Source organism: Avibacterium sp. 20-126 (assembly GCF_044358625.1).
Taxonomy (GTDB): Bacteria; Pseudomonadota; Gammaproteobacteria; order Enterobacterales; family Pasteurellaceae; genus Avibacterium.
The window spans coordinates 1,216,079-1,240,815 of the sequence record NZ_CP091457.1; the positions used below are offsets into that span (position 1 = coordinate 1,216,079).

General features: G+C 37.8%; 26 protein-coding genes. 10 read left to right on the forward strand and 16 right to left on the reverse strand.

The window, feature by feature from the left end; translation table 11 throughout:
* Positions 1–63 precede the first annotated feature (63 nt).
* From L4F91_RS05590 to L4F91_RS05620, 7 genes are all read right to left on the reverse strand, one after another.
* Positions 64–375 (reverse strand): helix-turn-helix domain-containing protein, encoded by a 312-nt coding sequence (locus L4F91_RS05590; RefSeq protein WP_395897829.1) that lies wholly within the window; start codon positions 373–375, stop codon positions 64–66.
* Positions 372–620, reverse strand: a complete 249-nt coding sequence (gene yfaE / locus L4F91_RS05595) for a class I ribonucleotide reductase maintenance protein YfaE (RefSeq protein WP_250350163.1) — start codon at positions 618–620, stop codon at positions 372–374. Before yfaE ends, L4F91_RS05590 begins: the two co-directional genes overlap by 4 nt.
* Positions 621–953: 333 nt before the next feature.
* Positions 954–2,060 (reverse strand): IS1595 family transposase, encoded by a 1,107-nt coding sequence (locus L4F91_RS05600; RefSeq protein ID WP_395895256.1) that lies wholly within the window; start codon positions 2,058–2,060, stop codon positions 954–956.
* A gap of 450 nt (positions 2,061–2,510) precedes the next feature.
* Entirely contained in the window at positions 2,511–4,031 is a 1,521-nt protein-coding gene (locus L4F91_RS05605) for a hypothetical protein (RefSeq protein WP_395895258.1), read from the reverse strand.
* Between the two features lie 2 nt (positions 4,032–4,033).
* A complete protein-coding gene (locus L4F91_RS05610; RefSeq protein WP_395895260.1) occupies positions 4,034–6,031 on the reverse strand; it encodes a class I SAM-dependent DNA methyltransferase in 1,998 nt (665 codons plus the stop codon).
* Complete coding sequence (locus tag L4F91_RS05615) at positions 6,025–6,195, reverse strand: hypothetical protein (RefSeq protein WP_395895262.1); 171 nt, start codon at positions 6,193–6,195, stop codon at positions 6,025–6,027. The genes L4F91_RS05610 and L4F91_RS05615 overlap by 7 nt, the downstream gene beginning before the upstream one ends.
* A gap of 99 nt (positions 6,196–6,294) precedes the next feature.
* The gene (locus L4F91_RS05620; protein ID WP_395895264.1) at positions 6,295–6,621 is read right to left on the reverse strand and encodes a helix-turn-helix domain-containing protein; all 327 of its coding nucleotides are present in this window, start codon (positions 6,619–6,621) and stop codon (positions 6,295–6,297) included.
* Between the two features lie 111 nt (positions 6,622–6,732).
* Between L4F91_RS05620 and L4F91_RS05625 the strand changes: the two genes are divergently transcribed.
* From L4F91_RS05625 to L4F91_RS05635, 3 genes are all read left to right on the forward strand, one after another.
* Positions 6,733–7,770, forward strand: coding sequence for an IS1595 family transposase (locus L4F91_RS05625; protein ID WP_395895266.1), 1,038 nt, complete (start codon positions 6,733–6,735; stop codon positions 7,768–7,770).
* Positions 7,770–8,189 (forward strand): hypothetical protein, encoded by a 420-nt coding sequence (locus L4F91_RS05630; RefSeq protein WP_395895268.1) that lies wholly within the window; start codon positions 7,770–7,772, stop codon positions 8,187–8,189. Before L4F91_RS05625 ends, L4F91_RS05630 begins: the two co-directional genes overlap by 1 nt.
* Positions 8,190–8,362: 173 nt before the next feature.
* Positions 8,363–9,298, forward strand: a complete 936-nt coding sequence (locus tag L4F91_RS05635; protein WP_395895270.1) for an Abi family protein — start codon at positions 8,363–8,365, stop codon at positions 9,296–9,298.
* A 93-nt stretch (positions 9,299–9,391) separates the two neighbouring features.
* Here the strand turns inward: L4F91_RS05635 and L4F91_RS05640 are convergent, their stop codons facing one another.
* The 9 genes from L4F91_RS05640 to L4F91_RS05680 all read right to left on the reverse strand — a co-directional run bounded on the left by L4F91_RS05640 (position 9,392) and on the right by L4F91_RS05680 (position 16,062).
* Positions 9,392–9,907, reverse strand: a complete 516-nt coding sequence (locus L4F91_RS05640; RefSeq protein WP_395895272.1) for a hypothetical protein — start codon at positions 9,905–9,907, stop codon at positions 9,392–9,394.
* 127 nt (positions 9,908–10,034) lie between these two features.
* Positions 10,035–10,847, reverse strand: coding sequence for a 4-hydroxy-tetrahydrodipicolinate reductase (dapB, locus tag L4F91_RS05645; RefSeq protein WP_250363083.1), 813 nt, complete (start codon positions 10,845–10,847; stop codon positions 10,035–10,037).
* 12 nt (positions 10,848–10,859) lie between these two features.
* A complete protein-coding gene (locus tag L4F91_RS05650; RefSeq protein ID WP_395895274.1) occupies positions 10,860–11,495 on the reverse strand; it encodes a LysE family transporter in 636 nt (211 codons plus the stop codon).
* The gene (locus L4F91_RS05655) at positions 11,495–12,004 is read right to left on the reverse strand and encodes a phosphatidylglycerophosphatase A (protein WP_395895276.1); all 510 of its coding nucleotides are present in this window, start codon (positions 12,002–12,004) and stop codon (positions 11,495–11,497) included. The genes L4F91_RS05650 and L4F91_RS05655 overlap by 1 nt, the downstream gene beginning before the upstream one ends.
* A gap of 6 nt (positions 12,005–12,010) precedes the next feature.
* A complete protein-coding gene (gene thiL / locus L4F91_RS05660) occupies positions 12,011–13,036 on the reverse strand; it encodes a thiamine-phosphate kinase (RefSeq protein ID WP_395895278.1) in 1,026 nt (341 codons plus the stop codon).
* Positions 13,037–13,057: 21 nt separating this feature from the next.
* Positions 13,058–13,486 carry a transcription antitermination factor NusB gene (nusB, locus tag L4F91_RS05665; RefSeq protein ID WP_250351684.1) on the reverse strand — a complete coding sequence of 143 codons (429 nt, stop codon included), beginning with the start codon at positions 13,484–13,486 and terminating at the stop codon, positions 13,058–13,060.
* 14 nt (positions 13,487–13,500) lie between these two features.
* Positions 13,501–13,974 carry a 6,7-dimethyl-8-ribityllumazine synthase gene (gene ribE, locus L4F91_RS05670; RefSeq protein ID WP_250350158.1) on the reverse strand — a complete coding sequence of 158 codons (474 nt, stop codon included), beginning with the start codon at positions 13,972–13,974 and terminating at the stop codon, positions 13,501–13,503.
* Between the two features lie 399 nt (positions 13,975–14,373).
* Positions 14,374–15,288, reverse strand: coding sequence for an N-acetylglucosamine kinase (nagK, locus tag L4F91_RS05675; RefSeq protein ID WP_395895280.1), 915 nt, complete (start codon positions 15,286–15,288; stop codon positions 14,374–14,376).
* Positions 15,289–15,330: 42 nt separating this feature from the next.
* Positions 15,331–16,062: a phosphatase PAP2 family protein gene (locus L4F91_RS05680; RefSeq protein WP_395895282.1), complete on the reverse strand. Its 732-nt coding sequence runs from the start codon at positions 16,060–16,062 to the stop codon at positions 15,331–15,333.
* 70 nt (positions 16,063–16,132) lie between these two features.
* Here L4F91_RS05680 and ribA point away from each other — a divergent pair, with 70 nt between their 5' ends.
* From ribA to metH, 7 genes are all read left to right on the forward strand, one after another.
* On the forward strand, positions 16,133–16,789 hold the full coding sequence (gene ribA / locus L4F91_RS05685) for a GTP cyclohydrolase II (protein ID WP_250350155.1): 657 nt from the start codon (positions 16,133–16,135) through the stop codon (positions 16,787–16,789).
* A gap of 4 nt (positions 16,790–16,793) precedes the next feature.
* A complete protein-coding gene (locus L4F91_RS05690) occupies positions 16,794–16,967 on the forward strand; it encodes an antitoxin VbhA family protein (RefSeq protein ID WP_250350154.1) in 174 nt (57 codons plus the stop codon).
* Positions 16,954–17,544: a Fic family protein gene (locus L4F91_RS05695; RefSeq protein ID WP_250363089.1), complete on the forward strand. Its 591-nt coding sequence runs from the start codon at positions 16,954–16,956 to the stop codon at positions 17,542–17,544. The genes L4F91_RS05690 and L4F91_RS05695 overlap by 14 nt, the downstream gene beginning before the upstream one ends.
* Positions 17,545–17,696: 152 nt before the next feature.
* Positions 17,697–18,650, forward strand: a complete 954-nt coding sequence (gene accA, locus L4F91_RS05700; RefSeq protein WP_250363090.1) for an acetyl-CoA carboxylase carboxyl transferase subunit alpha — start codon at positions 17,697–17,699, stop codon at positions 18,648–18,650.
* Positions 18,651–18,725: 75 nt separating this feature from the next.
* Positions 18,726–19,586, forward strand: a complete 861-nt coding sequence (gene pdxY / locus L4F91_RS05705) for a pyridoxal kinase PdxY (protein WP_250363091.1) — start codon at positions 18,726–18,728, stop codon at positions 19,584–19,586.
* Between the two features lie 14 nt (positions 19,587–19,600).
* Complete coding sequence (gene tilS / locus L4F91_RS05710; RefSeq protein ID WP_395895286.1) at positions 19,601–20,893, forward strand: tRNA lysidine(34) synthetase TilS; 1,293 nt, start codon at positions 19,601–19,603, stop codon at positions 20,891–20,893.
* 112 nt (positions 20,894–21,005) lie between these two features.
* Positions 21,006–24,695 (forward strand): methionine synthase, encoded by a 3,690-nt coding sequence (gene metH / locus L4F91_RS05715; protein WP_395895289.1) that lies wholly within the window; start codon positions 21,006–21,008, stop codon positions 24,693–24,695.
* Positions 24,696–24,737: the final 42 nt, after the last annotated feature.

The following is a 24,737-nucleotide window of genomic DNA, read 5'->3' on the forward strand; positions in this document are numbered from 1 at the left end:
TTGTAAGATTTGGGGATTTTGGCTTATTAAACCGTTAGCAACACACCCTAATATAGCCTTTTCTTATGATCTCATTTTAGTGAGTAAATCTTTAGAAATCGGCACTAATCCCAATTCAAATCCAAAAGGTTTGAATACTTGATTAATGGTTTCAACGCTGTAATTTCCTTTATCATTTTCTATGTTAGAAAGGGTTTGTCGTGAAACCTTCACCATCTTCATATATTGTTGTTGATTCACCCCAAGCATTTCTATGCGTAATTTACGCAACGCTTGCCCTTGTGTCATTTCATCTAATAACAATGCCTTGATAATTTCATTTTTAACATTAAGTCTTTTGGCAAATAAATAAGCAAAAAAAACACCGCACTTTATAACTCTAGCTCTAAATCGCTTTCTACTTGGCAGCAGCAAAGTAATACTTCATCTTCATTCACAAAAGCAAGTGGTGGCTCATTATAATGGACGTTACCCTTTTTTATTTTTGTACGACAAGCCCCGCAATAACCAGAACGGCATTGATATTCAGGATAAATGCCATTGATTTCTAGCTTTTGTAAGAGTGGCATTTCATTATGATGTTCAAGAATGATTTTTTGTTTTAATAGGGTAATTTTCATTTCTTATCAAAGAAGAATATTAGAATCATATTTCAAAATCAGCGTGGGCTTTACTGGACGGTATTTTTAACCATTTTTATCGCCATTTAGATAATGACATCAGGATAAAATAAAGTGCGGTATCTTTTTCAAAAATTTGCGGTATTATGTAGCAGTTGCACAAAGTCCGAAAAATAATCTGAACCGCAGTTAAAATTTAATGCCCTTAGCCAGTTAAGGGCATTTTCCTTTCCTAAGTTTAACCGATTTTCCCTAAAATATCTTCAATTTCGACGTGACTAATCCGCTTAACCTTATTTAAGGTAAGCTTTTTTCTAAGATTAGATGTTAAAACTAAGCTGCTAACTCGTACTTCATTATTTCATTCATATTTTTGAAGTACGATTGAGAAATTTCTTCTGGACTAAATGCCGTCATACCGAGTAATTCCGTCATACGATGATTACCTTGCCAGTAGCCCACCCATTCTTTAAGTGGTAACACCCACAAGCAACGTTGCAACACATCTTTGAATAAATCCCCATTAGATTTACGACGATTATCAGACATATAGCCTGCTTGATTAGCATAATGTAGAGCGTATTTATTATCGCATTTGTGATGTACACCACGATGTAAATCACGAAATCGAGCGTTAAAGGATTCAGCGAGATTATTGCTTGCACCGAACAAGCTATAGCATTCCTGATGATTAACCGTCCAACGTGTATAGTGGAAATCTAAATCGTTATACGCAGGATTTTCATCACACATAATGTCACTACCTTGTTTCACAAATTGATGATTTAAGGCTAACACTGTTTCGGCTTTTTCAGTGTAATCCATTGCGACAATGGTTCTGTTTGAACCCCATAAATTATCATCATTAGATGCACGCTGATTTAAGCTAATAATACAGCGTTTAGTTGGGCGGAATTTGGGAAATTTTGTTTTTCGGTCAATTTGTTTTTTACGAGTTTTACGAAAATTAGCTGGGCGTATCGTAAAGTTAATCCACGCACCATCTTCATGCACTTCACCTTGTAGTGGGGATAAATCACGAGTTTTGAATAAGGTTTCTCGTAATTTATGGCAAAGCACAAATGCAGTTTTATAGTTGATGTTGAGATGACGACTCATAGTAATTGCTGAAACGCCTTTCACTTCATTCACAAAAATCATAATGGCGGCAAGTAAATCTACGAATGAAAGCTTATGGAACGCAAATACCGTATTAGTTGTAATGTAGAAATGACGTTGGCAATGCTTACAGCACCAGCGTTTACGAGATACTAAAAAGTAGGCTTTATGACGAATACCACAATGCGGACAGACAACTTCGTCTGAATTGCCCCATCGGTTGATTTTGAGAATTTGAAAGGCTTCATCTTCGCTTAAACGGAAAATATCTTTCAGTGTTAAGGTTCTTGATTTGTTTGAGAGTAAATAATGTTGAGTCATTAGCGTCTTCCTTGTAGTCAAGGTATTCGCTAGGCACGAAAAATCGCCCACTTGTCAGAACAAGTCAGCTCAGAGTGCCTATCTCTGAATACCGTACAAGAAAACGCTGTGTTATTACGTTAATAACTCAGGTGGTAATCACAAAAGAAATTTGTGATTTATAACTAGCCATCTTATTAGCTAGATAATGGTAAACTGATTCATAAGCAATTTAATGGTAAGCCAAAACGTTAAGAGTTTTACTACCCACTATTTTAATTATAATCTATTTTTTAGATTAGTGTACATTATTCATCTTCATTCTGTACGCATCAATCCAATCAATACTATATAAATCCAACTGCTTGGAATTTCATCAAGAAAAAAGCTCGCATTTCTGCGAGCTTTAAAAATATCTTGCTTACATTAACTGACTTTTCTCATTTAGATATATTACCCTAAATAAATTTTCTAATCGTTATCTAGGGCAGCCTCTAAATTAAATTTAATGTCAACTGGTTTATTATCAATGATATTCTCAATAGTTTTGTCTAACAAATTTGTTAACATTTTAGCTGTTTTATCTAATTCATAGATACCAGCTTGACTGTTAAACCCATTATCTAATGCAAGAAAATCATCTAAAGTGGCTTTTTCTACATCATAATCAGTTGGATTATGATACTGTTTGGTGATTTCTTGCTGTTTTTCGATTGAGAAGTTTGGGAAAGGAATTATGTCCCAATACTTTTGTGCTAAACTGCCACCATTACCACCAACTGCATAAAGGTTAATTATTCCTTTATTTCTGAAATAATCTAAAACACATTTTACAAATATTGCCTTATTAGCATCATGCTCTTTTTGCTGTATTGTAATGCCATGAATATTGGTAATCACTTTCTCCTGTTCTTCAATAATTACTATTGATCGCCCTTTTTCAAAACCCTCTGCTCCAAAAATTAAATCTCCTTTCTTAAGCGTTTTCAGACTTTTTGCATTACCTAAATATTCTATGCTATCCACAGTGCCATATTTAGAAATAAATTTGGGAAGTATTAAAGTGTAAAAATTTTTATATTTCTTTTTACTATAAATACTATTTCCTATATTTGATATTTGCAAATTTTGTCCGCGCGAAAGTGAGAACCCTAATTCTTGAATAGTTTTAAAACCTTTTACATAATTTTTTATTAAAAAAACTAGTTTTTTAAAATTTTCACGATAAAGATTAGTATCCAACCTACTTACCCCCTCAATCTCTTTAATTGTTGGTAAATTAAAAGAAAACGGATTGTCTTTTTGATTGTTTAACAACTCGTTTTCAATCAATGTTAAAATGGTTTGGTAACGTTCTTTAATTAATCGCTGTTTATTTACGATTGCTTGGGTTAAATTTTCTACAAATTTAATCACATTATCTACATTATTATTAGGTATAGGAATTTTACAGTCCAAAAATAATGTTTTAGCATGACGAATCGTAGCCCCTTTAGGTACAATAAAATCTAACTGTTCGCGGAATACATTATGTTTAATCATTGCTAATAAATAATATTTATGTTGTTTTATAGGTAATTTATATAAAGCACCTGATAACATATAATTAGGATAATCTTTATCTAAAATTACAATTTCCCCAATATTACTATCTTTAGAAATAATTAAATCTCCTGCCTTTAAATTCATTTTCACAAAACTACTTGGCATAATGGGTAATGCGGTTTCAGAGCTAATTTCAGGCAGATAAGAATGAGATTGCAAGGCTTTTGTACGTAAAAAGTAGTGGCTAGATTGTCCAATATAATTTGCCGAACCGACTTCTACACCCAAATCGTTACGAGATAAATCATGAGCTAAAAAATCTTTAACCAATTTGCAGTTTTGATTGGCAATTTTAAAATTTTTATGCTGTGATGATGATAAGCTAAAGCCACATTTAGCAATATCATTGTAGCTAATGATTTTGGGAGTATGGATATAATTACTCATAATTATTTATCCTTAATAAACATATCTTGTAACGCTTGTTCTTGCGATACACACCACTTTTTAAAATCATCAATTGTTTGAGTAAAGTCTTCATCTAACATTGGATTACCTTCATTATCAATCTGTATTTCAAAGGTTTGGTAATCAATTTTATAAGTCGGTACAAATTGCTTAACACGCTTACTTGTTTTAACTTCATATCCTACTTTTTGAATATCTTTGGCAAATACCTGATAATTTTGCATTTTTAAATTTTCAAGCTCTATACTTGTTGGTTTATATGCAACAATAATAGATGTATTTACACCTGTTTCCGCAAATACATTTGCAGGTAGATCAAAAATAGCAACGATCCGCATTTTTTCCATTAGCCATTGTCTAGCAATTTTATGGCTATCAATGCTTGCAATAGAATTAGATAACACAATTCCCATTCTGCCACCTTCTTTTAAAATACGGTAAGCGTTTTCAAGGAAAACAACCCCTAGATCAATCTTATTAGCTTGTTTTTTAGTTTTTTTATTTTCATCATCATTAATATCTCTTTTGTTGCTATACAAATTCCATAATTCATAGCATTCAATCATTGCTCTATCTTTATCATCTTTTGGTGTAAACGCTCGATCTTCACCAAAAGGAGGATTAGTTAAAACAACATCAAATTTTTTCAATTTGTTTTTATCAGGACGATTATCCCAATTTCCATTTTTATTCATTGATGGAATAAGTTCTAAAATATCTCCTTTATGGTCAAATTTTGATAATAGTGAGCCATAACCTGATTTTGCTTCAATTGTTGCATTACCATCTCCATTTAATAGCATATTTAATGTCGCAAGCATAACCATTTGCTCATCAATATCCATACCGAAGATGTTACCATCGTCTAATTTACTATTGGAATTCACATAAGATACGGATAGAAAATCTGCAATTCCGACTGTTGGATCTATCACCGTTTCACCATTTCTAGGGTTAACAATTTTCACAAGAAAATCAATCAAGGGTAGCGGTGTTACAAATTGAGCATTTTGATCTTTTGAAAATGGTGTAGCAAATTTATAAAAAACTAATTGGTAGAGATCTGTTTTATGTGAGCGCACAAAAGAATAATCTTGAAATTGTGAAACAATTTCAATAAGCACTTTAATATGATTTTCATTTTTATTATCAAAGGCATTATTTTCTAAGATTCGGAAATATTCTCCCGATGCAGATTCTCTTAATTTGTCTATTCTATGGATAAAAGCTTGCAGATTTTCATCTGCTAATGTGCTGTAAGTTTTTTCATTCTTAGAAATATAAAAATCTAAAGAGCGATTTTGGTTCTTTTCGTTACGTTTTTCATCAAAGATTTTCAAAGACAAAATTTGAATCAAAATCTCAAAACCACGTTGGTTTGTTAGTCCTACTTTATCCATTGCCCTTAGAACATTACTCATTACATCATTAATTTGAGTTGAATGAACGCCTGAAATAATATCTAAGTCAAAAATTGTGCGATTTGATAAATCCTTTTCTTTTGCATTTTCAATATCTAATAAATATTGAAAATTAGGAATGTGCAAATAAGAGTCAGGTAATTGTAAGCAAAGATCTTTGGTCTTACTATCCTCTCCTTTTGTGTTATATTCATCACTAAAACGTAAGAATTTACCATTTTGCTTTTTAAACAAATACAATCTACCTGTATCGTATAAGATCCCCAAACAGAATTTTCGATTGCTTTCTCTCAGATAAGCTTTTAGTTGTTTGTCCCACACCTCAGAGATATTTTTACTATGTTCTTTTTTAAACTCTATGGCGACAATTAAATGATCTCTTAACCACTCCAAACTATCCATATTGCTATTTTTATGATAATTTTTATAGTGCTCATACCATTCTTTATCATCAAAAATTGCACCATCAATTTTTATTGGCACAGACGACTTATTTCCTTTTGGAAAATGAATTTCTGTCCCAATATAATCTTTTGCAACAAGACCAGAATTTACCAATGAGTATAAAAACTGCCATTTATAAAACTCTTCATTGCTTGAATGATCAGATTTTTGGAAGGTAGTTTTTTATTATGCGTTAAGTGGACTGGAAGAAAACACTCGTATTCAACAGTATTTTTATTTTCTTCATCAAATTTGGCTTTTAATTCAGAGAAATTCATTAGAAACCTCCCAAAATAAAATTGGAAGGTGTAAATGAAGTAGTTAGCTTGTTTTGTGGGGTCATTTTTTATCCTTATAGTATAGTAACAATTATAATTTTATTTCTTTCCGGAAATTTGTTTAAATGAAATAGAAAAGGCTTCCTTCAGGTTTTCAGGCATTGCACGATAATCAGCTAATAATTCTTCTTCCTGTTGAGATATACCGATAGAGGATAGAAACATTTCCCCTTCACCTGTTAATAACCAATTGATATTCACATTCAAAGAGCGACTCACTTTCAGTAAAGCATCTACATTAGGCTCTCTTTCTTCTCTCAAGTAGTTTTGTACCGAACGATAAGGTATTTCTGATGCTTCCGAGAATGCTTTGATATTCAGATTTTTAGCATCCATTACCTGTTTCAATCTATCGCTTATGTTCATTTGGGTATTTTCCTATTGACAAGTTATGCACAAAAGAGTATATTAAGAAACATCAAGTTACCCTTTTGGGCATATTTTATCGTATTCTCTATTTGATTACAAAGAAATCCCATGGCACAACATTTCCTTCTCACTAGCAAAGCTCGTACGCTTTCGCCGATCAAGATAGCAAGACTATCTGACGACGAGGCGTTCAATTTGCTATGCGAAATTCGTTGGGGAAGCAAAGAAGATGTTGTGTGTCCGAAGTGTGGGGTTAAGCATAAAGCTTATTTCATTTCTACTCGTAAGCAATGGCGGTGTAAGCATTGCAAACATACCTTTAGTGTTACTTCAGGTACGATTTTTGCTAATCATAAATTACCGATTCAAACCTATCTCTATGCCATTGCATTATTTGTGAATGCAGTGAAAGGGATTTCTGCTTGTCAGCTTTCACGTGATACCAATGTAAACTATCGTACTGCTTTTGTGTTAGCACATAAGTTGCGTAAAGCCTTGCTTGAACATCGTGATATGGAAAAGCTCTCAGGTGAAATAGATATGGACGGTACTTACGTTCATCCTGCACCACGCAAAGCAAACAAGAAAACTGACCGTATTGATTACCGCTTGAAAGAAAATCAAAGCCCTGACAAGCGTTGTATCATCGTGGCTCGTGAGCATTACACTGAGCAAGAGAAAGAAGATAATCAACTCTATCGTGGTGCAAAACGCTCTCAAGTATTTATTGCGCTTTCTGAAACGCAATCATCGATTCAAGGTATTGCGAATAATCATATTGAGAAAAACAGTCGTATCAACACCGATGAAAGTAATGCCTACGGCTCATTGATTGCTCATTATGATGTACGTAGCGTAAACCACAAGAATGAATATCGTAGTGATGAAGGGATTACTAACAACCAAGCAGAAAGCCTGTTTGCACGTTTTAAACGCATGTATTACGGACAAGTGCATAAAATGGGAAATACCTATCTACTGAACTATGCGAATGAAATAGCCTACCGTGAAGATAATCGTAGGCAGTCAAATGGTACTCAATTTAATGATGTATTAACTAAATGCTTGAATACATCGAATGAAAATAATGAATGGTGTGGTTACTGGCAACGTAAGCACGTTGTACAAGAGAGGATTTGGCAATAATGGCTTACAATCTTAAAGAAAAACTGAAAGAGCTTGAATTTGAACGAAAACAAGTCCTACAACATCTTGCGCTAGTTGATGAGAAAATTGCAACACTAAACCGAGCAATTGAAATTACATTGGCTGAAAATGACCCATCCGTATTTGATACTGAAAATTTTGTTTATCGTCGTAGGTTCAAATTATTTAAAGGGCAAATCCGTAAACATATTCTGCAGATGATGCGTGATAATCCTGAAACACCTTTTACTATCGCAGAGATTACGCAACGCCTTTTTGTGATAGAAAATAACAACGATACACCCTCTGAGAAACATCGTGATTCCGTTCGTAAACAGCTTAACAAATTTTACGGAGATGGTTTAATTACTCGTACACAAGTTAGCCGTAGAGATGTGTATTGGCTGTGGAAGGGATAATTGTTTTTTTATATTATAAAAACAATAAAAGCCTTGACTTGCGTCTTATATGTGCGTAGAATGTTGCCCCAATCGTGGGGGACCTCTGAAGCAGGGTTTGTATTTTACATTCTACTTGTTAATCAAGTCACCCCCTTACTCTAATACAATTCAACAATTCCTTTTCGGCTTCAATGAGTCTTACAAAACCATTTTGCGAATACAATGAAATGCTTTCTTTATTAAATCAAAGAAAGATGAAATTTAAAGATAAAACATACGCACTAAAAAAATTATCCCAAATTGGATATTATCGTTTGTCGGGATTTTGGTACGTAGCTAGACAGCAATCTGGGAATATCTTAACGGAAGATTTTATATCAGGAACATATTTTGAATCTATTTGTGAATTATATATTTTTGATAAGAAACTACGAATACTATTGTTAGATATTATTGAAAGAATTGAAATTCATATTCGAAATATAATTGCTCACGAATTAGGCAGAATAGATCCTTTAGCTTACCAATATGCTTATTTTATTGATAAAAGCCAACGATCACGCCACCAACAGTGGTTAGCTGATTTAGATAAAAAAGTTAAAAGAAGCCAAGATGACTTTATTTTACATTATGTAAATCAAGGAAAGCCAATTCCATTTTGGGTAATTGTCAATGTTTGGGATTTCGGTAGCTTGTCCAAGTATTATTCATTATTAGATAAAACTCATCAAGATACGATTGTTAAATATTTTAATATAGATAGAGCAACTTTTGGAAATTGGCTTCAACAGCTCAATTATTTAAGAAATTGCGCAGCTCACCACAACAGGGTATGGAATCGGCTATTTAGTTCAGATATAGTAATACCAACAGGTTCTGAATCTAGATTTAAAAGGTATAAAAAAGCTACATCTTATTTTGATAAGTTACCAATATATGATCCAAAAAGAGTGTTTAGTAGAATTGCGGTTTTATGGTTTTTAGTTAGTCAGTTTAGTCAAAATTACAAATGGCTTGATAAATTAGACCGACTTACTAATAAATTTCCTACTATCCCTAACGTAAGAATATCATCTATGGGATTTCATAGTTCTCATACCAATTTTCCTATCACTGACTTCAGCTAGATAGTAAAAATAGCGGTGGAATACCGCTATTTTATTATATTTCATTGATTTTAATGTTTGTTTAATCTTATTTTTTGAGCTACTTATAGTAATTTAATCAATCAAACTAGCTCGAGGATTTAACCGCCATTCTGAACGTTGAAACAAACCACGCTTTTTAATATTGCCATGCAAATGGCAATCCCTTCTTTCTATTATTCCTTTCTTATAAAGCTTACGAATAACATTCCCAACCGCACTGAGATGTTTTCGAGTTACTAAGCTTTGTACGCTTGATAGTAAGCCTTTATCTAATCTTAGAGCATCACTGGTAATCGAGTGTAAATTTCGCCATTGGTTATTACTCTTGAAAATTTGAGAAAGTAAGTAGTGAATACTACCATCGAATGCAGGAATACTTATTTTTACTTTTGTATAATCATTTTTAAGTTGTCGTATATCAAACGTTGGATCGATATAACAAAGTGACTTTTCAAATGATTCTATTTGTTCATCAATCAATTTGGATTGTTGAGTAAGTTGTTCCATCTGATAGCGAATAATTGCTTTTTCTTTATAATTATTCTCAATCAATTTAGACAATTGAGAAACTAAGTGACTTCCAGCCATAAAAAAATCCTCATTTCTGTTAAGATAATGAGGATTTTAAAAATTTTCAGCAGTTAAGTCTTTGTGCAACTGCTACATAATACCGAAAATTTGGAAAATTCTCACCGCACTTTTAAATCAACGAGGGTTAGAGTTCATTCAGACTTAGCACATCTGTCATATCAAACAAGCCCTGTTCTTTACCAGCAAGCCATTTTGCGGCGCGCACTGCTCCATTAGCAAAAGTCATTCGGCTTGAGGCTTTGTGAGAAATTTCTACACGTTCACCAATATCTGCAAACCACACACTATGTTCGCCGACAACATCACTGGCACGAATTGTAGAAAAGCCGATTTCATCACGTTTACGCTCACCTGTAATCCCTTCACGGCAAAATACGCCGTGAGTTTTGAGATCACGCCCCAAGGTTTTCGCAATATGTTCCCCCATTGATAACGCTGTGCCTGATGGTGCGTCCACTTTGTGGCGGTGATGGGCTTCGATAATTTCAATATCACAATAATCACCCATCACTTTGGCGGCTTTTTCAAGTAATTTAAAGACTAAATTAACCCCGACACTATAATTAGAGGCAAAGACAATCGCAATTTGCTCCGCGGCTTTGTTAATAGCCTGTTTCCCTGCATCGTCAAATCCTGTCGTTCCAATCACCATTTTTTTCTGATGAGCAAGGCAAAACGCAAGATGCTCTAAGGTTCCTTCTGGGCGTGTAAAGTCAATCATTACATCAAAATGATCTTTTTCTGCATTTAAATCATCAGATACTTTCACGCCAAGTTGTCCAATTCCCGCCAATTCACCTGCATCTGTTCCGACTAATGATGAACCTTTGCGTTCAAACGCTGCACCTAATTCTACGCCTTCTGCGTTATGTACGGCCTGAATTAATTGGCGTCCCATACGGCCACCAGCCCCTACCACGGCAATTTTTAATGTCATTTTCTACTCCTGTTACAAGGTGAGTTCAATAATGGTGGTTAAGCCCGAATAAATCAGTTCACCACCGAAAAAGAGGAAAACAATTCCCGCAAAATTGTCAATATAACGATTGTAGCGATTATAAAAATCACGAACGATTTTACGCGAAAAGAAAAATGCAATTAAGATAAAATAAAGCACACTTTCCAAGGCTAATAGGAGAATGATCAACATAATTTCTGTATTATTTGATATGCTTGCCATAAAGCCTGACATCACACTACTAAAAAAAACGATCACTTTAGCATTGCTCAGATTGATCAATAATCCTTTCATAATTTCACGTGAAATAGGGTGATGTATTTCTTGATGTGGTTTTAGCGTAGCTAGCTGTGCATTTTTCGTTACTTGCAACATCTTGATACCACAATAAGCTAAATAGCCTCCTCCTAAACACATAATAATATACTGTACGAGGTAATTGGTTCGATTAATTATAGCTAGCCCAAAAATAACTAAAGTCGCCCAAAATAAAATACCGAATCCAATACCTATTGCGCCTGCAATCGCATTACGCTGACTTTCACTGGCCGCTTTGCGACTTACATAAAAGAAATCTGGCCCTGGGCTAAGTAAACCAACAAGATTAACGAATAATACGGTCCACATTAAATAAGACTCTCCATAATAACAGATAAACAAAGATGTATTGCGATAATGCTATAAATTGCTGCCAGTACATCATCAATCATAATGCCAAAGCCGCTTTGCAACTTACGATCAAAATAGCGGATAGGATAAGGTTTTAAAATATCGAAAACACGAAATACGGCAAAACCTATTGTACACCATAGCACATTGATTTCTGGTAACACAGCAAGCACCATAAAAATACCAACAAATTCGTCCCATACTATCGCACCGTGATCGTGTACGCCCATATCATCAGCAGTTTTCTGGCAAATAACGCAACCTGCAATAAAACACAGTGCGGTGAAAAAAAGAAAGATTTTTAACGGCATTACCTGCAAAAGTGCCGCACCGATTAATGTGGCGGCTAAACTTCCCCAAGTTCCGGGGGCGGGACGAAGCAAACCTGAACCAAACCCAACGGCAAGCAAGTGAATTGGGTTTGTTAATCGCAGAGAATGACGTGGATCTTGTTGAATTTTTTGCATAATCTTTTATTTAAAATGATCGAAACCTAAGCTCTGTGGCATTGCCACTTCTACGCCATGGCGTAGAAGTTGAATGGATTTTTTGTTAGCCGGACGCAAAGCACGTAATTGTCCAATGCAAGTGTAATTCACGCCAATATGACTTAAGTGTTGATCTAATTTTGCACGCAAATCATCTGGCACAGTAAAACAGAGTTCATAATCTTCCCCTCCAGTTAAGGCAAATTGCTCCGCTTTAGTTAAACCAAACGTATTAATTAATGCTTCAGACAAAGGAAGTTTATCCACATTGATCACCGCACTACATTGACTACGCGCTAAAATATGCCCAAGATCAGCGATTAAACCGTCGGAAATATCAATGGCTGAACTCGCAAGCGATGATACCGCCAATTCTAACCCAAGTAACACTCTTGGTGTGGGACGAAGATGACGCTTAATTAAATAATCCTGTTCAGAATTAGACAAATTTTGCACCGCACTTTGATTTCTCAGCGCATTAGACGAATTGAGTAATAATGATAACCCACCAGCACTATCACCAAGTGTACCTGATACATAAATCCAATCACCCACATTGGCACTATGGCGACATAATGCTTTCCCTTTGGGAATAATCCCTTGTGCGGTAATGCTAATCACGTGTAAAGCACCTTTGGTGGTATCACCACCGATCAGATCAACATTATAATGATCAAGGATTTCAAAGAAACTTTGGCTAAATGCCTGTAACCACGAATGATTAATATGAGGGAGTGTTAATGCAAGAGAAAACCAAGCTGGTTCAGCGCCCATTGCCGCCAAATCACTCAAATTTGTTGCGACAGCTTTATAGGCAAGATCAGCGGGAGAGATAGAGGGCAGAAAATGGGTATTTTCTACCATCGTATCCGTTGTAATGGCAATACGTTGATTTTGCCGATGTTCAGTAATGGCACAATCATCGCCAATAGCCAGAATGACATCTTTACGAGAAGGGCGCTTAGAGGCTGTAAAATAACGCTTAATTAAGTCAAATTCACCTTCACTCATTACAACCCTTCCATGAAATAATTATTTACGTGATAACGCTGGGGCGACTTTATCCAATACCCCATTCACATAGCGGTGGCTGTCATCCGCACCAAAAACTTTTGCTACTTCAATCGCCTCATTAATCACCACTTTATAAGGCACATCTCGTTCAAATTTCAGCTCATACACGGCTAAACGCAAAATCGCACGCTCAATGGGATCTAATTCCTCAAGGCTACGATCCAAATAAGCCGTCATTGCGGCTTCCACCGTATCAATATTTTCGGCTGTTTGACGTAATAATTTGCGGAAATAAGGCATATCCACGCCTTGCATATCCTGTTCGGTAACAAAAGCTAATTCCACTTCATCAATAGGATTTTGTGAAATATCCCAAGAATATAATGCTTGCACAGCACATTCTCTTGCGCGACGACGTTGGCTTGGTTTCTTTACTTTATCATTCATCACAAATTCAGCCATTATGCGTTATCAATTTGAGCCAATAGATTCACCATCTCTAAAGCAACTAAAGCCGCTTCTGCACCTTTATTACCCGCTTTAGTGCCTGCACGTTCAATGGCTTGTTCAATATTTTCCGTTGTTAAAACACCAAACGCCACAGGGATCTCTGCCTGCATAGCCACTTGTCCTAGCCCACTGCTCGCTTCACCTGCAACATATTCAAAATGCGCTGTACCACCACGAATCACAGTACCTAATGCAACAATCGCATCATATTTTTTGCTTTCTGCTAAGCGACGAGCAACTAAAGGTAATTCATAAGCACCGGGAGCGCGCACTAAAGTGATATTATCATCTTTAACTTGCCCAATACGTTTTAACGCATCTAATGCACCTTCTAATAAACTTTCGTTGATAAAACTGTTAAAACGTGCAATTACCACCGCAACTTTCGCATTTGGTGCGGCAATCGTGCCTTCTAATACTTTCATAATCTATCCTATTGTTTAATGTTATGGGAAATAGGCGCGAATTTTATCATAAAAAATGGGATGCGGGGGTTTTGTTATGCGATATTTTCAGTTTTTAACTTCTTTAAGTACACAAACTTTATACCCAAATTTATATTCTTTTACACATAACTAAAAAGATTTCTTATCAATTCCGTTATATGATTACTTTGCACAAGTTCTCCCCCACTAATTGTCTCTTAATTCATTAAAAAATAAGGAAAACAATTAATTCTAAAGCGCTCTATTTAGTAATCTAGTATAGCTTCATTCCCCTCAAATACCCACATAGCTACTTGTATAAATGCCTTACATTAATCACTAAGTTATCTTCATTTTTATAGCCTAACACAATGATTAATCTAATACAGACCCGAAATATCAATGCGAAAGAAACAACGCTGCCGCCCCCCGTACGCCACCTGAATCGCCGTATTTGGCTTTTTTAATAGTAGGAACTTTTGCACTACGCAGTAGGTGTTTAGGTAGGGCTTTAGGTAGCGCTTCGTAGAGATAATCAAAGTTGGATAAACCACCGCCGAGTACGATTAAATGCGGATCAAGAGCAGTGATAATATTGCCGATAGAAATGGCAGCGAGTTCCACGAACATTTCTACAAATGCTACCGCTCGTTGATCCTTCGCGTAAAAACGTTGGATAATTTCTTTGGCGGATAGGCTTTCTCCTTTTAGATCACGGTAGAGCATCTCAAAGCCTCGCCCTGAAAGATAGGTATCTAAGCAAGCGCGGTTGCCACAGCCACACTCATAAATCGGGGCGTTATCCCAGCCAAGTAATTTTAAGGCGTGATAATTGAGTTGCATATGACCGAGTTCACCCGCCATACCAATTTGCCCTGAGTAAATTTTGCCATCAATCACTAACCCACCGCCAAAGCCCGTGCCTAAGATTAACCCTAACACACTTGGGTAATGCTGATTTTCTTCCGCCCACGCTTCTGACAAGGCAAAACAATTGGCATCATTTTCTGCTCGTACTTCACGCTCTAAACGCTGGCTCAAATCACGTAAAATGGGCTTATTATCTGTCACGCGAATATTGGTGATTTCCGCTAAACCTGTTTCGTGATTTACAAAACCCGGTAAGCCTAGCCCAACCGTGCCTTTTTCACCAAATTTTTCATCGGCTTTTTTCACTAAATTAACAAGGGTATCAAGCCATTGCTCATAACTTTCTTTTGGCGTATCTACCCGTTCGGAGTAGTATTTTTGCAATTTTTCATCGAATACGGCAAGTTCAATTTTTGTGCCACCAATATCAAATCCGTATAACATTTTTTACCTCAACAAAACAATTAAAAATCTGACCGCACTTTATTATTGCAAAGTGCGGTTGAAAATCGGTTTATTTTTGATCCAATCAAATAATCCGCAATGAAATACCCACGCTAGCAACACAGAAGCCAATAAATCAATGGGATAATGCATTCCTAAACGCAAACGGCTTATCAGCATTAATACTGCCCAAATGGTAATGCCAGCAGTGAGCCATTTCATTCCTTTATTCTTCCGCCCTAGCAACTGCCCGAAGCCAACAGCAAGCATTAGCCAAGTGGCAGCAAAAATGCTATGCCCAGACGGGAAGGAGTACCCTGTTTCTTTACTGCGATGATGAACAAGATGAGGATTAATTTGAGGTTTATCTGCGTAATAATCCAATACAATTTGCGCTCGTACGTTACGTGGCTGATCATAAAAATATTCTGGGCTGACGCTTGATTTTTCAGCTAATTGCACAATAAAAGGACGAGGCTCAGCAAAAACCGTTTTTAACGCAGATTTCACCCCTTGCGTAACTGCAACAGAAAGTGCCATTACGCTAATTACCGCAAGGGCTTGCTTTTTGTCTTTGATACAGAAAAAATATGCCAACGCAAACAAGGCACAGGTAATGATTGCATAAGGTATGCTACCTGTTTCGGTTAAAAAATAGAGAAATGTATCAAAAACAGTGTTATGTTCATCCCCTTGCCAGTGCCAGTTTGTTAGCCACGCAAAAAAAGGCACAAGGCAAAGCAATAAGGTATATAATGAAAGACGTTTTAACATTTTAATGACTCATAATAATAAAAACGTCATTTTAACATTATTCAATAAAAAAAGAATGAAGGATTTTGCTATGACAAAAATTCAACGGGTTACTGAAGCGAATTTACCCACCGAGTTTGGTTTATTCCGCATTGTGGGTTTTGAGTTTCCTGATACAAAAAAAGAACACGTTGCCTTAGTGATGGGCGATATTAGCAATCAAGATGAGCCTGTTTTGGCTCGTATTCACTCTGAATGTTTAACGGGCGATGCTCTACACAGTCTAAAATGTGATTGTGGCTTTCAGCTTGCCACTGCATTGCGTCAAATTAGTGAAGCAGGGCGTGGCGTGCTTATTTATCACCGTGAAGAAGGGCGAGGCATTGGCTTAATTAATAAGATTCGCGCTTATTCTTTACAAGATCAAGGAATGGATACCATTGAAGCGAATCTTGCCTTAGGATTTGCCGCAGATGAGCGTAACTTTGAAGTTTGTGCGGATATTTTTGATCTGCTTGGCGTAAAACAAGTCCGCCTACTCACCAATAATCCAAATAAAATTGATACGATGAAAAAAGCGGGAATCAACGTGGTAGAACGTGTACCGCTTAATGTGGGAGAAAATCGTTACAATACAGAATATCTTGACACTAAAGCCAAAAAAATGGGGCATTTTATTATTCACAACCACGAAAAACACTTAATGACCTGCCCACATTGTCAGGAAGAAGTACCACGTAAGGAATAAAATAATGCATCATCTACAAGAACAACAGATTAAACAGCAAGCCTTACAATTTGCGATTGATAATAATCGGCTTGAAGGGCTATACCTTCCCCCAGAAATACTCCATTATTTTCAAAAATGGGTAATTGGTGAAATCACTATTGCAGAATTAAAAGTGAAAACGAATGAAGTATCGTAGCACTGATCCTATGCTAAATAAAAATGGCGTACTCATTAATAAGCTAAAAATCGAAACGCAAGAGGAACTAGATAAAAAAGAAGCTCAAATTACAGCGATTCAAACTGCGATATTATTGATTACACCTATGCAAGGGCAATTTGATATTGCTCACCTAAAAGCCATTCATAAACATTTGTTTAATGAAATCTATTCTTGGGCAGGTGAAATTAGAAATATTGATATTTGCAAAGGCGATACAATGTTTGCAACAAGTTCAAGAATTGTTCCAGAGTTAGAAAAATTGTTTAATCAGCTAAAAAACGAACAATTTTTAAAAAGTACAGCTTCTGAAAAAATCCCAGCAAGATTGGCTTATTATTTAGGGGAAATAAATGCGATACACCCGTTCCGTGAGGGCAATGGTCGAACACAACGATTATTCATTCATCAATTAGCTAAAACCCTAGGCTTTTACTTAAATTTTGAACAAGTAAGTGAAGATGAAATGATTCAAGCGTCTATTTTATCGCATAAATGCGATTACAGTGCTTTAGAAAAAATTATTAAGCAGGGATTAACCCCCATTCCCAAATAATAAAAAAAGATTTTAGCAAGTCGTCTAACCAGCTAACTGCAAAAAACACTACTTTTTTTGCAAAAAACGCATAAAATATTGGGTATATTTGCACGCTAAGTAAAATATTGCTAAAGTGCTTACTAATTTTGCCGAAAAACTAGGAATAACAAATGAGCCAAGAATACTTAGATTTTGAACTCCCGATTGCTGAACTTGAAGCGAAAATTGAATCGTTACGCGCAGTCGCGGGACAAGACAGTGAAATCAATCTTGATGATGAAATTGCTCGCTTACAGAAAAAAAGCGAAGAATTAACCAAAAAAACATTTGCGAATTTAGATGCGTGGCAAGTTTCCCGTATGGCTCGCCACCCGAATCGTCCTTATACATTAGACTACATTGAGCATATTTTCACTGAATTTGAAGAATTAGCAGGCGATCGCGCCTTTGCTGATGATAAAGCAATTGTAGGTGGTTTAGCTCGTTTAGACGGTAAACCGGTTATGGTGATAGGTCATCAGAAAGGTCGTAGCGTAAAAGATAAAGTAAAACGTAATTTTGGTATGCCTGCCCCTGAAGGTTATCGCAAAGCCTTACGTTTAATGGAAATGGCAGAGCGTTTTAAACTCCCTATTATCACGTTTATTGATACACCCGGTGCATACCCCGGCGTAGGTGCAGAAGAACGTGGGCAATCGGAAGCCATTGCTCGCAACTTGCGTGAAATGTCTATGCTAAAAGTGCCGATTATTTGTACTGTCATTGGTGAAGGTGGTTCAGGCGGTGCGTTAGCCATTGGTGTGGGGGATAAAGTAAATATGTTGCAATACAGTACTTATTCCGTGATCTCCCCTGAAGGCTGTGCTTCTATCCTATGGAAAAGTGCCGAAAAAGCCTCTACTGCCGCAGAAGTAATGGGCTTAACTGCGGATCGTCTGCAAAAATTATCACTGATTGATAATATTATCCCTGAACCATTGGGCGGAGCGCATCGCAATTATGAGCAAATGGCACAAAATCTGAAACAACGTTTACTTGATGATTTAGCCGACTTAGAAATTCTTGATTCCGACACCTTGCTAGAGCGTCGTTACCAACGCTTAATGAGTTACGGTTATTGCTAAAATAAAAAATGTGCGGTTTTTTAACCGCACTTTTACTTTCACGCATTTTTAGAAATGCACAATAAGGATAGCAAAATGAAACACCTTCTTTCTATTCAATCTCACGTTGTTTATGGCTATGCTGGCAATAAATCTGCCACCTTCCCGATGCAGTTACTCGGTATTGATGTATGGGCGTTAAACACCGTTCAATTTTCTAATCATACACAATATGGTCAATGGACTGGAATGGTAATGCCACAAGAACAAATTGGTGAAATCGTGCAAGGCATTGATAATATTGGTGAATTACACAAATGCGATGCGGTGATTTCAGGTTATATCGGTGCGGCTGAGCAAGTGGAAGAAATCATTAATGCCGTACAAAAAGTGAAAGCACGCAATCCAAATGCGATTTATTTATGCGATCCCGTGATGGGACATCCTGACAAAGGCTGTATCGTGGCAGATGGGGTGAAAGAAAATCTTATCAATCTGGCTATGGCACAAGCGGATATTATCACCCCAAATTTAGTCGAATTGCGTGAGTTGAGTGGTTTGCCTGTAGAAAATTTTACCCAAGCCATTAATGCAGTAAACCTGATTTTAACGAAAGGGCCAAAAAAAGTCTTGGTAAAACATTTAAGTAAGGTAGGACAAGATCCAAGCCAATTTGAAATGTTATTCGCGAATGAACAAGGTATTTGGCATATTAGTCGCCCACTTCACCAATTCAAAAAAGAGCCTGTTGGTGTTGGTGATTTAACTGCGGGACTATTTATGGCGAATTTACTCAACGGCAAAAGCGATGTGGAAGCCTTTGAGCATACGGCGAATGCCGTCAATGATGTAATGACCGTTACACAACAGCAGGATAATTATGAGCTGCAAATTGTGGCGGCACGTGAACAAATTGTTCGCCCAGTAAGCCAATTTAAAGCGGTTAAACTGGCGTAATACGCAGCCCTGCTATGACGCTAATTGAGCAAGTTCAACAGCAATTACAACGCCAGCCTAACACGCATTTTCTTATTGCGTTAAGCGGTGGGCTGGATTCCACCGTCTTGCTTGCTCTGTTAGCAAAATTACGCGAAAACCAACCGCACTTAGCGTTGCGCGCGATCCATATTCATCACGGATTAAGCCCTAATGCCGATGATTGGGTTCGCCACTGCCACCAGCTTTGCCAACAATTTTCCATTCCACTGATCATAGAAAAAGTGCAACTTGTTCAAGGAATGGGCATTGAAGCAGCCGCCCGCCAAGCACGCTATCAGGCTATTGCGCGTCATATTAAAACACAAGAAATGTTACTCACCGCACATCATCAACAAGATCAAACGGAAACCTTTTTTCTTGCCTTAAAACGTGGCAGTGGTGTAAGTGGTTTATCTGCAATGAAAGCACAAAGTGCGGTATTTAATCTGCGTATTTTTCGCCCTCTACTCGACTTTTCACGCCAACAACTTTGGCAATATGCCATAGAAAATCAGTTATCTTGGATTGAAGATGAAAGCAATCAAAATAACCAGTACGAACGCAATTTCTTACGCAATGAAATCTTACCGAAATTGCGTGAACGCTGGGCAAATTTCGATCAAGCGGTGCAACGCAGTGCCACTCATTGTGCGCAGCAGCAACAACTTTTAACAGAATTATTACAGCCTGAACTAGAAAAATATGCCAATAAAACGCACCGCACTTTTGATTTGACGGATTTCTCCCAATGGTCTGTATTGAAACAAAACGCCCTGCTCCGCTTATGGTTGGAAACCTTACAACAGCCTATGCCTTCTACCAAGCAGTTAGAACAACTGATTCAAGATGTGATTCTGGCTCAATCGGATCGTAATCCACAATTTCAACTGGGAAATAAAATGCTCCGCCGTTATCAACAGCGTCTGTATTTAACGGAAATCTTTGCCGATCTGCGCCAAATTCACATTCCTGTGATCTTAAACCAGCCCCTTGCACTGCCCGATCAATTGGGAACAATTTGTTTTAGCCAAACGGAATCAGCCATTCAAATTCAGTGGCAAGATCAAATTTATTCCCTCCCACTGACAAATTTACCGATCTCCATTCGTTTTGCTTATTCGGGCAAAGTTCGCAATGCACAAGGCATTCATCAGGATATTAAAAAATTGTGGCAAGCGCATAATGTACCTGTTTGGCAACGCCAACGTACCCCACTCATTTTCTATGGGGAAAATTTTCAAAGTGCGGTAGGATTTTTTCAAAATATTGTGTCTGCAAGCACATAAAACTTGTACAAGTTTACCCGACACATTTTCCCGCATAAAGATAAGGTTTGACACACCCCCACCTTATTTCTATTATGCCTGTTATATTTATTAAACGCTAAGCTGTAACAAAATGAAACAACATCCTTCTTTTTCTCTTATTTCACAAGCCCTTAAAGATCGCATTCTTATTTTAGATGGTGCGATGGGAACAATGATTCAACAATATAAACTCACTGAAGCAGATTTTCGTGGTGAACGTTTTAAAGATAGCCCGATCGATTTACGCGGGAATAATGATTTACTTACCCTTACCCAACCTTTGGTGATTCAAGCTATTCACGAAAAATATCTTGCCGCTGGCGCAGATATTATTGAAACCAACACCTTTTCCGCCACCACCATTGCACAAGCGGATTATGCCCTTGAAAGTATCGCTTATGAGCTAAATTTTGCCGGCGCGAAATTGGCTCGTTTAGCGGCGGATAAATATAGCACGCCAGAAAAGCCCCGTTTTGTGGCTGGCGTGCTTGGGCCAACTAACCGCACGGCGTCTATTTCACCGAATGTCAATGATCCGGCTTACCGTAATATCACCTTTATGCAATTAGTGGATGCCTATGCAGAAGCAACCAAAGGCTTAATTGAAGGGGGCGCGGATTTGATTATGATCGAAACGATTTTCGACACCCTCAATGCCAAAGCCGCCGCCTTTGCGATTGATCAAGTGTTTGAAGAACTTGAGATCAAATTACCTATTATGATTTCTGGCACGATTACCGATGCCTCAGGACGTACGCTCTCAGGGCAAACCACCGAAGCATTTTATAACTCGCTTCGCCACGTAAAACCGCTTTCTTTCGGCTTAAACTGTGCATTAGGCCCAAAAGAATTGCGTCAATATGTGGAAGTGATGTCTAAAATCAGTGAAACCTATGTGTCTGTTCACCCTAATGCAGGGCTGCCAAATGCTTTTGGCGGTTATGACTTAGGTGCAGAAGAAATGGCTAGCTATATTCAGGAATGGGCAGAAAATGGTTGGCTTAATATTGTCGGAGGCTGTTGTGGAACAACGCCAGAGCATATCCAATCCATTGCCGATGTTGTCAAAAATGTGCCACCAAGAGCCTTGCCTGATTTACCGGTGGCAATGCGTTTATCTGGCTTAGAGCCGCTAAACATTGATGAAAACAGCCTCTTTGTAAACGTAGGCGAACGCAATAATGTAACGGGTTCTGCAAAATTTAAAAAATTAATTAAAGAAGAACGCTATGCTGAAGCCATTGAGATTGCCATTGACCAAGTGGAAAATGGCGCTCAAGTGATCGATGTCAATATGGATGAAGCATTACTCGACAGTGAAAAATGTATGGTGCAATTCCTTAATATTATGGCGACTGAACCCGATGCAGCCAAAGTGCCAGTGATGATCGATTCGTCCAAATGGGAAGTCATTGAAGCCGGTTTGCAATCTATTCAAGGCAAGGGGATTGTCAATTCCATTTCCCTTAAAGAAGGTAAAGAGAAATTTGTCGCACAAGCCAAACTGATTCGTCGTTATGGCGCAGCAGCGGTGGTGATGGCGTTTGATGAAGTCGGACAAGCAGACACAGAAGAACGTAAAGTGGAAATCTGTACCCGTGCTTACCATATTTTGGTTGATGAAGTGGGCTTTCCTCCTGAAGATATTATTTTTGACCCAAATATCTTCGCAATCGGCACAGGGATTGAAGAACACAACAACTATGGCGTCGATTTTATTAACGCCACAGGGCGAATTAAACGCGCACTTCCCCACGCAAAAATTTCTGGTGGCGTATCCAATGTTTCCTTCTCGTTCCGTGGTAACAATCCGATGCGTGAAGCTATTCACGCGGTTTTCCTTTACCACGCGATCAAACAAGGTATGGATATGGGGATCGTCAATGCGGGTCAATTAGCAATTTATGATGATCTTGATCCCGAATTGCGTGAAATTGTAGAAGATGCCGTACTCAATCGCCGTGCTGATGCCACCGATCGCCTACTAGATATTGCCGACAAATACAAAGGGGTCGCCAGTGAAAATAACGATAATGGTGTGGCTGAATGGCGTACTTGGCCTGTGGAAGAACGCCTAAAACACGCCTTAGTAAAAGGGATCACCAGCCATATTATTGAAGACACGGAAGAAGCGCGTTTGCAATTTAGCTCCCCATTGGAAGTGATCGAAGGCCCATTAATGGCAGGAATGGATGTGGTGGGGGATCTATTCGGAGACGGCAAAATGTTCCTACCACAAGTGGTGAAATCCGCACGCGTGATGAAACAATCCGTCGCTTATTTAGAACCTTTTATTAACGCGACCAAACAGCAAGGTGTCTCAAGCGGAAAAGTCGTCATCGCTACGGTAAAAGGGGATGTCCACGACATCGGCAAAAACATTGTGAGTGTCGTATTGCAATGTAATAATTTTGAAGTGATCGATCTCGGCGTAATGGTGCCGGCGGATAAAATCATTGAAACAGCAATCAACGAAAACGCCGATATTATTGGATTGAGTGGGTTAATCACACCGTCTTTAGATGAAATGGAATACTTCTTAGGCGAAATGAACCGCCTAGGCTTGAGCTTGCCTGTGATTATCGGTGGTGCAACCACCTCCAAAGAACATACTGCAATCAAACTCTATCCAAAATACAAGCACGAAGTGATCTACACCACCAACGCGTCCCGCGCAGTAACGGTTTGTGCTGCCTTGATGAACCCAGAAAGCAAAGCGGAACTTTGGCAACGTACCAAACAAGAATACGAAAAAATTCAGCACAGTTTTGCCAACCGCAAACCATTACGCCAACAGCTCCCAATTGAACAGGCACGCGCTAACGCGTTCCCTGCGTTTTCTGGCGAGTGGGCGGATTATCAAATACCACAACCAAAACAAACTGGCATTATCGAATATAAAAATGTGCCAATTTCAACCTTACGTCAATTTATTGACTGGTCGCCATTTTTCCGTTTATGGGGATTAATGGGCGGCTATCCTGATGCCTTTGATTATCCTGAAGGCGGCGAGGAAGCACGCAAAGTCTATAATGATGCCCAACAAATGCTCGATGAATTTGAACAAAATGGCAAGCTCAAGCCAAGTGGTATTATGGGAATTTTCCCTGCTTATCGTAAAGGCGATGATATTGAAATTTATCAACATTCTGACCGCACTTCTGTCGCAGGTATTGCACACCATTTACGACAACAAAGTGAACGCGGAAAAAATAGCAAAAGCCCCTATAATTTTGCTTTAAGTGATTTTATCGCCGATCGCGAAAGTGGACAGCAAGATTGGCTCGGAATGTTCGCCGTCTGTGCTGGCATTGAAGAACACGACTTAGTGGATAGCTTCAAAGCCGCAGGTGATGATTACAATGCGATTTTACTACAAGCAATAGGTGATCGTTTAGCTGAAGCAATGGCAGAATACTTACACTTTGAGCTTCGCACTAAGGTATGGGGCTATTCCAATGAAACCTTCAATAATGAAAATCTCATTGCAGAAAATTATGTCGGCATTCGCCCCGCCCCGGGTTATCCAAGTTGCCCAGAACATACAGAAAAACAATTGATTTGGGATCTCCTTGAAGTGGAACAACGCATTGGAATGAAGCTCACTGAAAGCTACGCAATGTGGCCTGCTGCCAGTGTCTGTGGTTGGTACTTCACCCACCCTGCCAGCAACTATTTCACCCTAGGTCGCATTGATGAAGATCAAGCGCTAGACTACGCCAAACGCAAAGGCTGGAACGAAAAAGAAATGCACAAATGGCTTGGTGTTTCGATGAAGTAATAAAGGTTTTATTTTTCACATAGCCTTTGACAGCATAGAATA

Excerpts from the sequence above, each read along its gene's own strand:
- yfaE (WP_250350163.1), bottom strand. The coding sequence starts at position 620 with ATGAAAATTACCCTATTAAAACAAAAAATCATTCTTGAACATCATAAT.
- L4F91_RS05600 (WP_395895256.1), bottom strand. The coding sequence starts at position 2,060 with ATGACTCAACATTATTTACTCTCAAACAAATCAAGAACCTTAACACTG.
- L4F91_RS05605 (WP_395895258.1), bottom strand. The coding sequence starts at position 4,031 with ATGAGTAATTATATCCATACTCCCAAAATCATTAGCTACAATGATATT.
- L4F91_RS05615 (WP_395895262.1), bottom strand. The coding sequence starts at position 6,195 with ATGAATTTCTCTGAATTAAAAGCCAAATTTGATGAAGAAAATAAAAAT.
- L4F91_RS05620 (WP_395895264.1), bottom strand. The coding sequence starts at position 6,621 with ATGAACATAAGCGATAGATTGAAACAGGTAATGGATGCTAAAAATCTG.
- L4F91_RS05625 (WP_395895266.1), top strand. The coding sequence starts at position 6,733 with ATGGCACAACATTTCCTTCTCACTAGCAAAGCTCGTACGCTTTCGCCG.
- L4F91_RS05630 (WP_395895268.1), top strand. The coding sequence starts at position 7,770 with ATGGCTTACAATCTTAAAGAAAAACTGAAAGAGCTTGAATTTGAACGA.
- L4F91_RS05635 (WP_395895270.1), top strand. The coding sequence starts at position 8,363 with ATGAGTCTTACAAAACCATTTTGCGAATACAATGAAATGCTTTCTTTA.
- L4F91_RS05640 (WP_395895272.1), bottom strand. The coding sequence starts at position 9,907 with ATGGCTGGAAGTCACTTAGTTTCTCAATTGTCTAAATTGATTGAGAAT.
- dapB (WP_250363083.1), bottom strand. The coding sequence starts at position 10,847 with ATGACATTAAAAATTGCCGTGGTAGGGGCTGGTGGCCGTATGGGACGC.
- L4F91_RS05650 (WP_395895274.1), bottom strand. The coding sequence starts at position 11,495 with ATGTGGACCGTATTATTCGTTAATCTTGTTGGTTTACTTAGCCCAGGG.
- L4F91_RS05655 (WP_395895276.1), bottom strand. The coding sequence starts at position 12,004 with ATGCAAAAAATTCAACAAGATCCACGTCATTCTCTGCGATTAACAAAC.
- thiL (WP_395895278.1), bottom strand. The coding sequence starts at position 13,036 with ATGAGTGAAGGTGAATTTGACTTAATTAAGCGTTATTTTACAGCCTCT.
- nusB (WP_250351684.1), bottom strand. The coding sequence starts at position 13,486 with ATGAATGATAAAGTAAAGAAACCAAGCCAACGTCGTCGCGCAAGAGAA.
- ribE (WP_250350158.1), bottom strand. The coding sequence starts at position 13,974 with ATGAAAGTATTAGAAGGCACGATTGCCGCACCAAATGCGAAAGTTGCG.
- nagK (WP_395895280.1), bottom strand. The coding sequence starts at position 15,288 with ATGTTATACGGATTTGATATTGGTGGCACAAAAATTGAACTTGCCGTA.
- L4F91_RS05680 (WP_395895282.1), bottom strand. The coding sequence starts at position 16,062 with ATGTTAAAACGTCTTTCATTATATACCTTATTGCTTTGCCTTGTGCCT.
- ribA (WP_250350155.1), top strand. The coding sequence starts at position 16,133 with ATGACAAAAATTCAACGGGTTACTGAAGCGAATTTACCCACCGAGTTT.
- L4F91_RS05690 (WP_250350154.1), top strand. The coding sequence starts at position 16,794 with ATGCATCATCTACAAGAACAACAGATTAAACAGCAAGCCTTACAATTT.
- L4F91_RS05695 (WP_250363089.1), top strand. The coding sequence starts at position 16,954 with ATGAAGTATCGTAGCACTGATCCTATGCTAAATAAAAATGGCGTACTC.
- accA (WP_250363090.1), top strand. The coding sequence starts at position 17,697 with ATGAGCCAAGAATACTTAGATTTTGAACTCCCGATTGCTGAACTTGAA.
- pdxY (WP_250363091.1), top strand. The coding sequence starts at position 18,726 with ATGAAACACCTTCTTTCTATTCAATCTCACGTTGTTTATGGCTATGCT.
- tilS (WP_395895286.1), top strand. The coding sequence starts at position 19,601 with ATGACGCTAATTGAGCAAGTTCAACAGCAATTACAACGCCAGCCTAAC.
- metH (WP_395895289.1), top strand. The coding sequence starts at position 21,006 with ATGAAACAACATCCTTCTTTTTCTCTTATTTCACAAGCCCTTAAAGAT.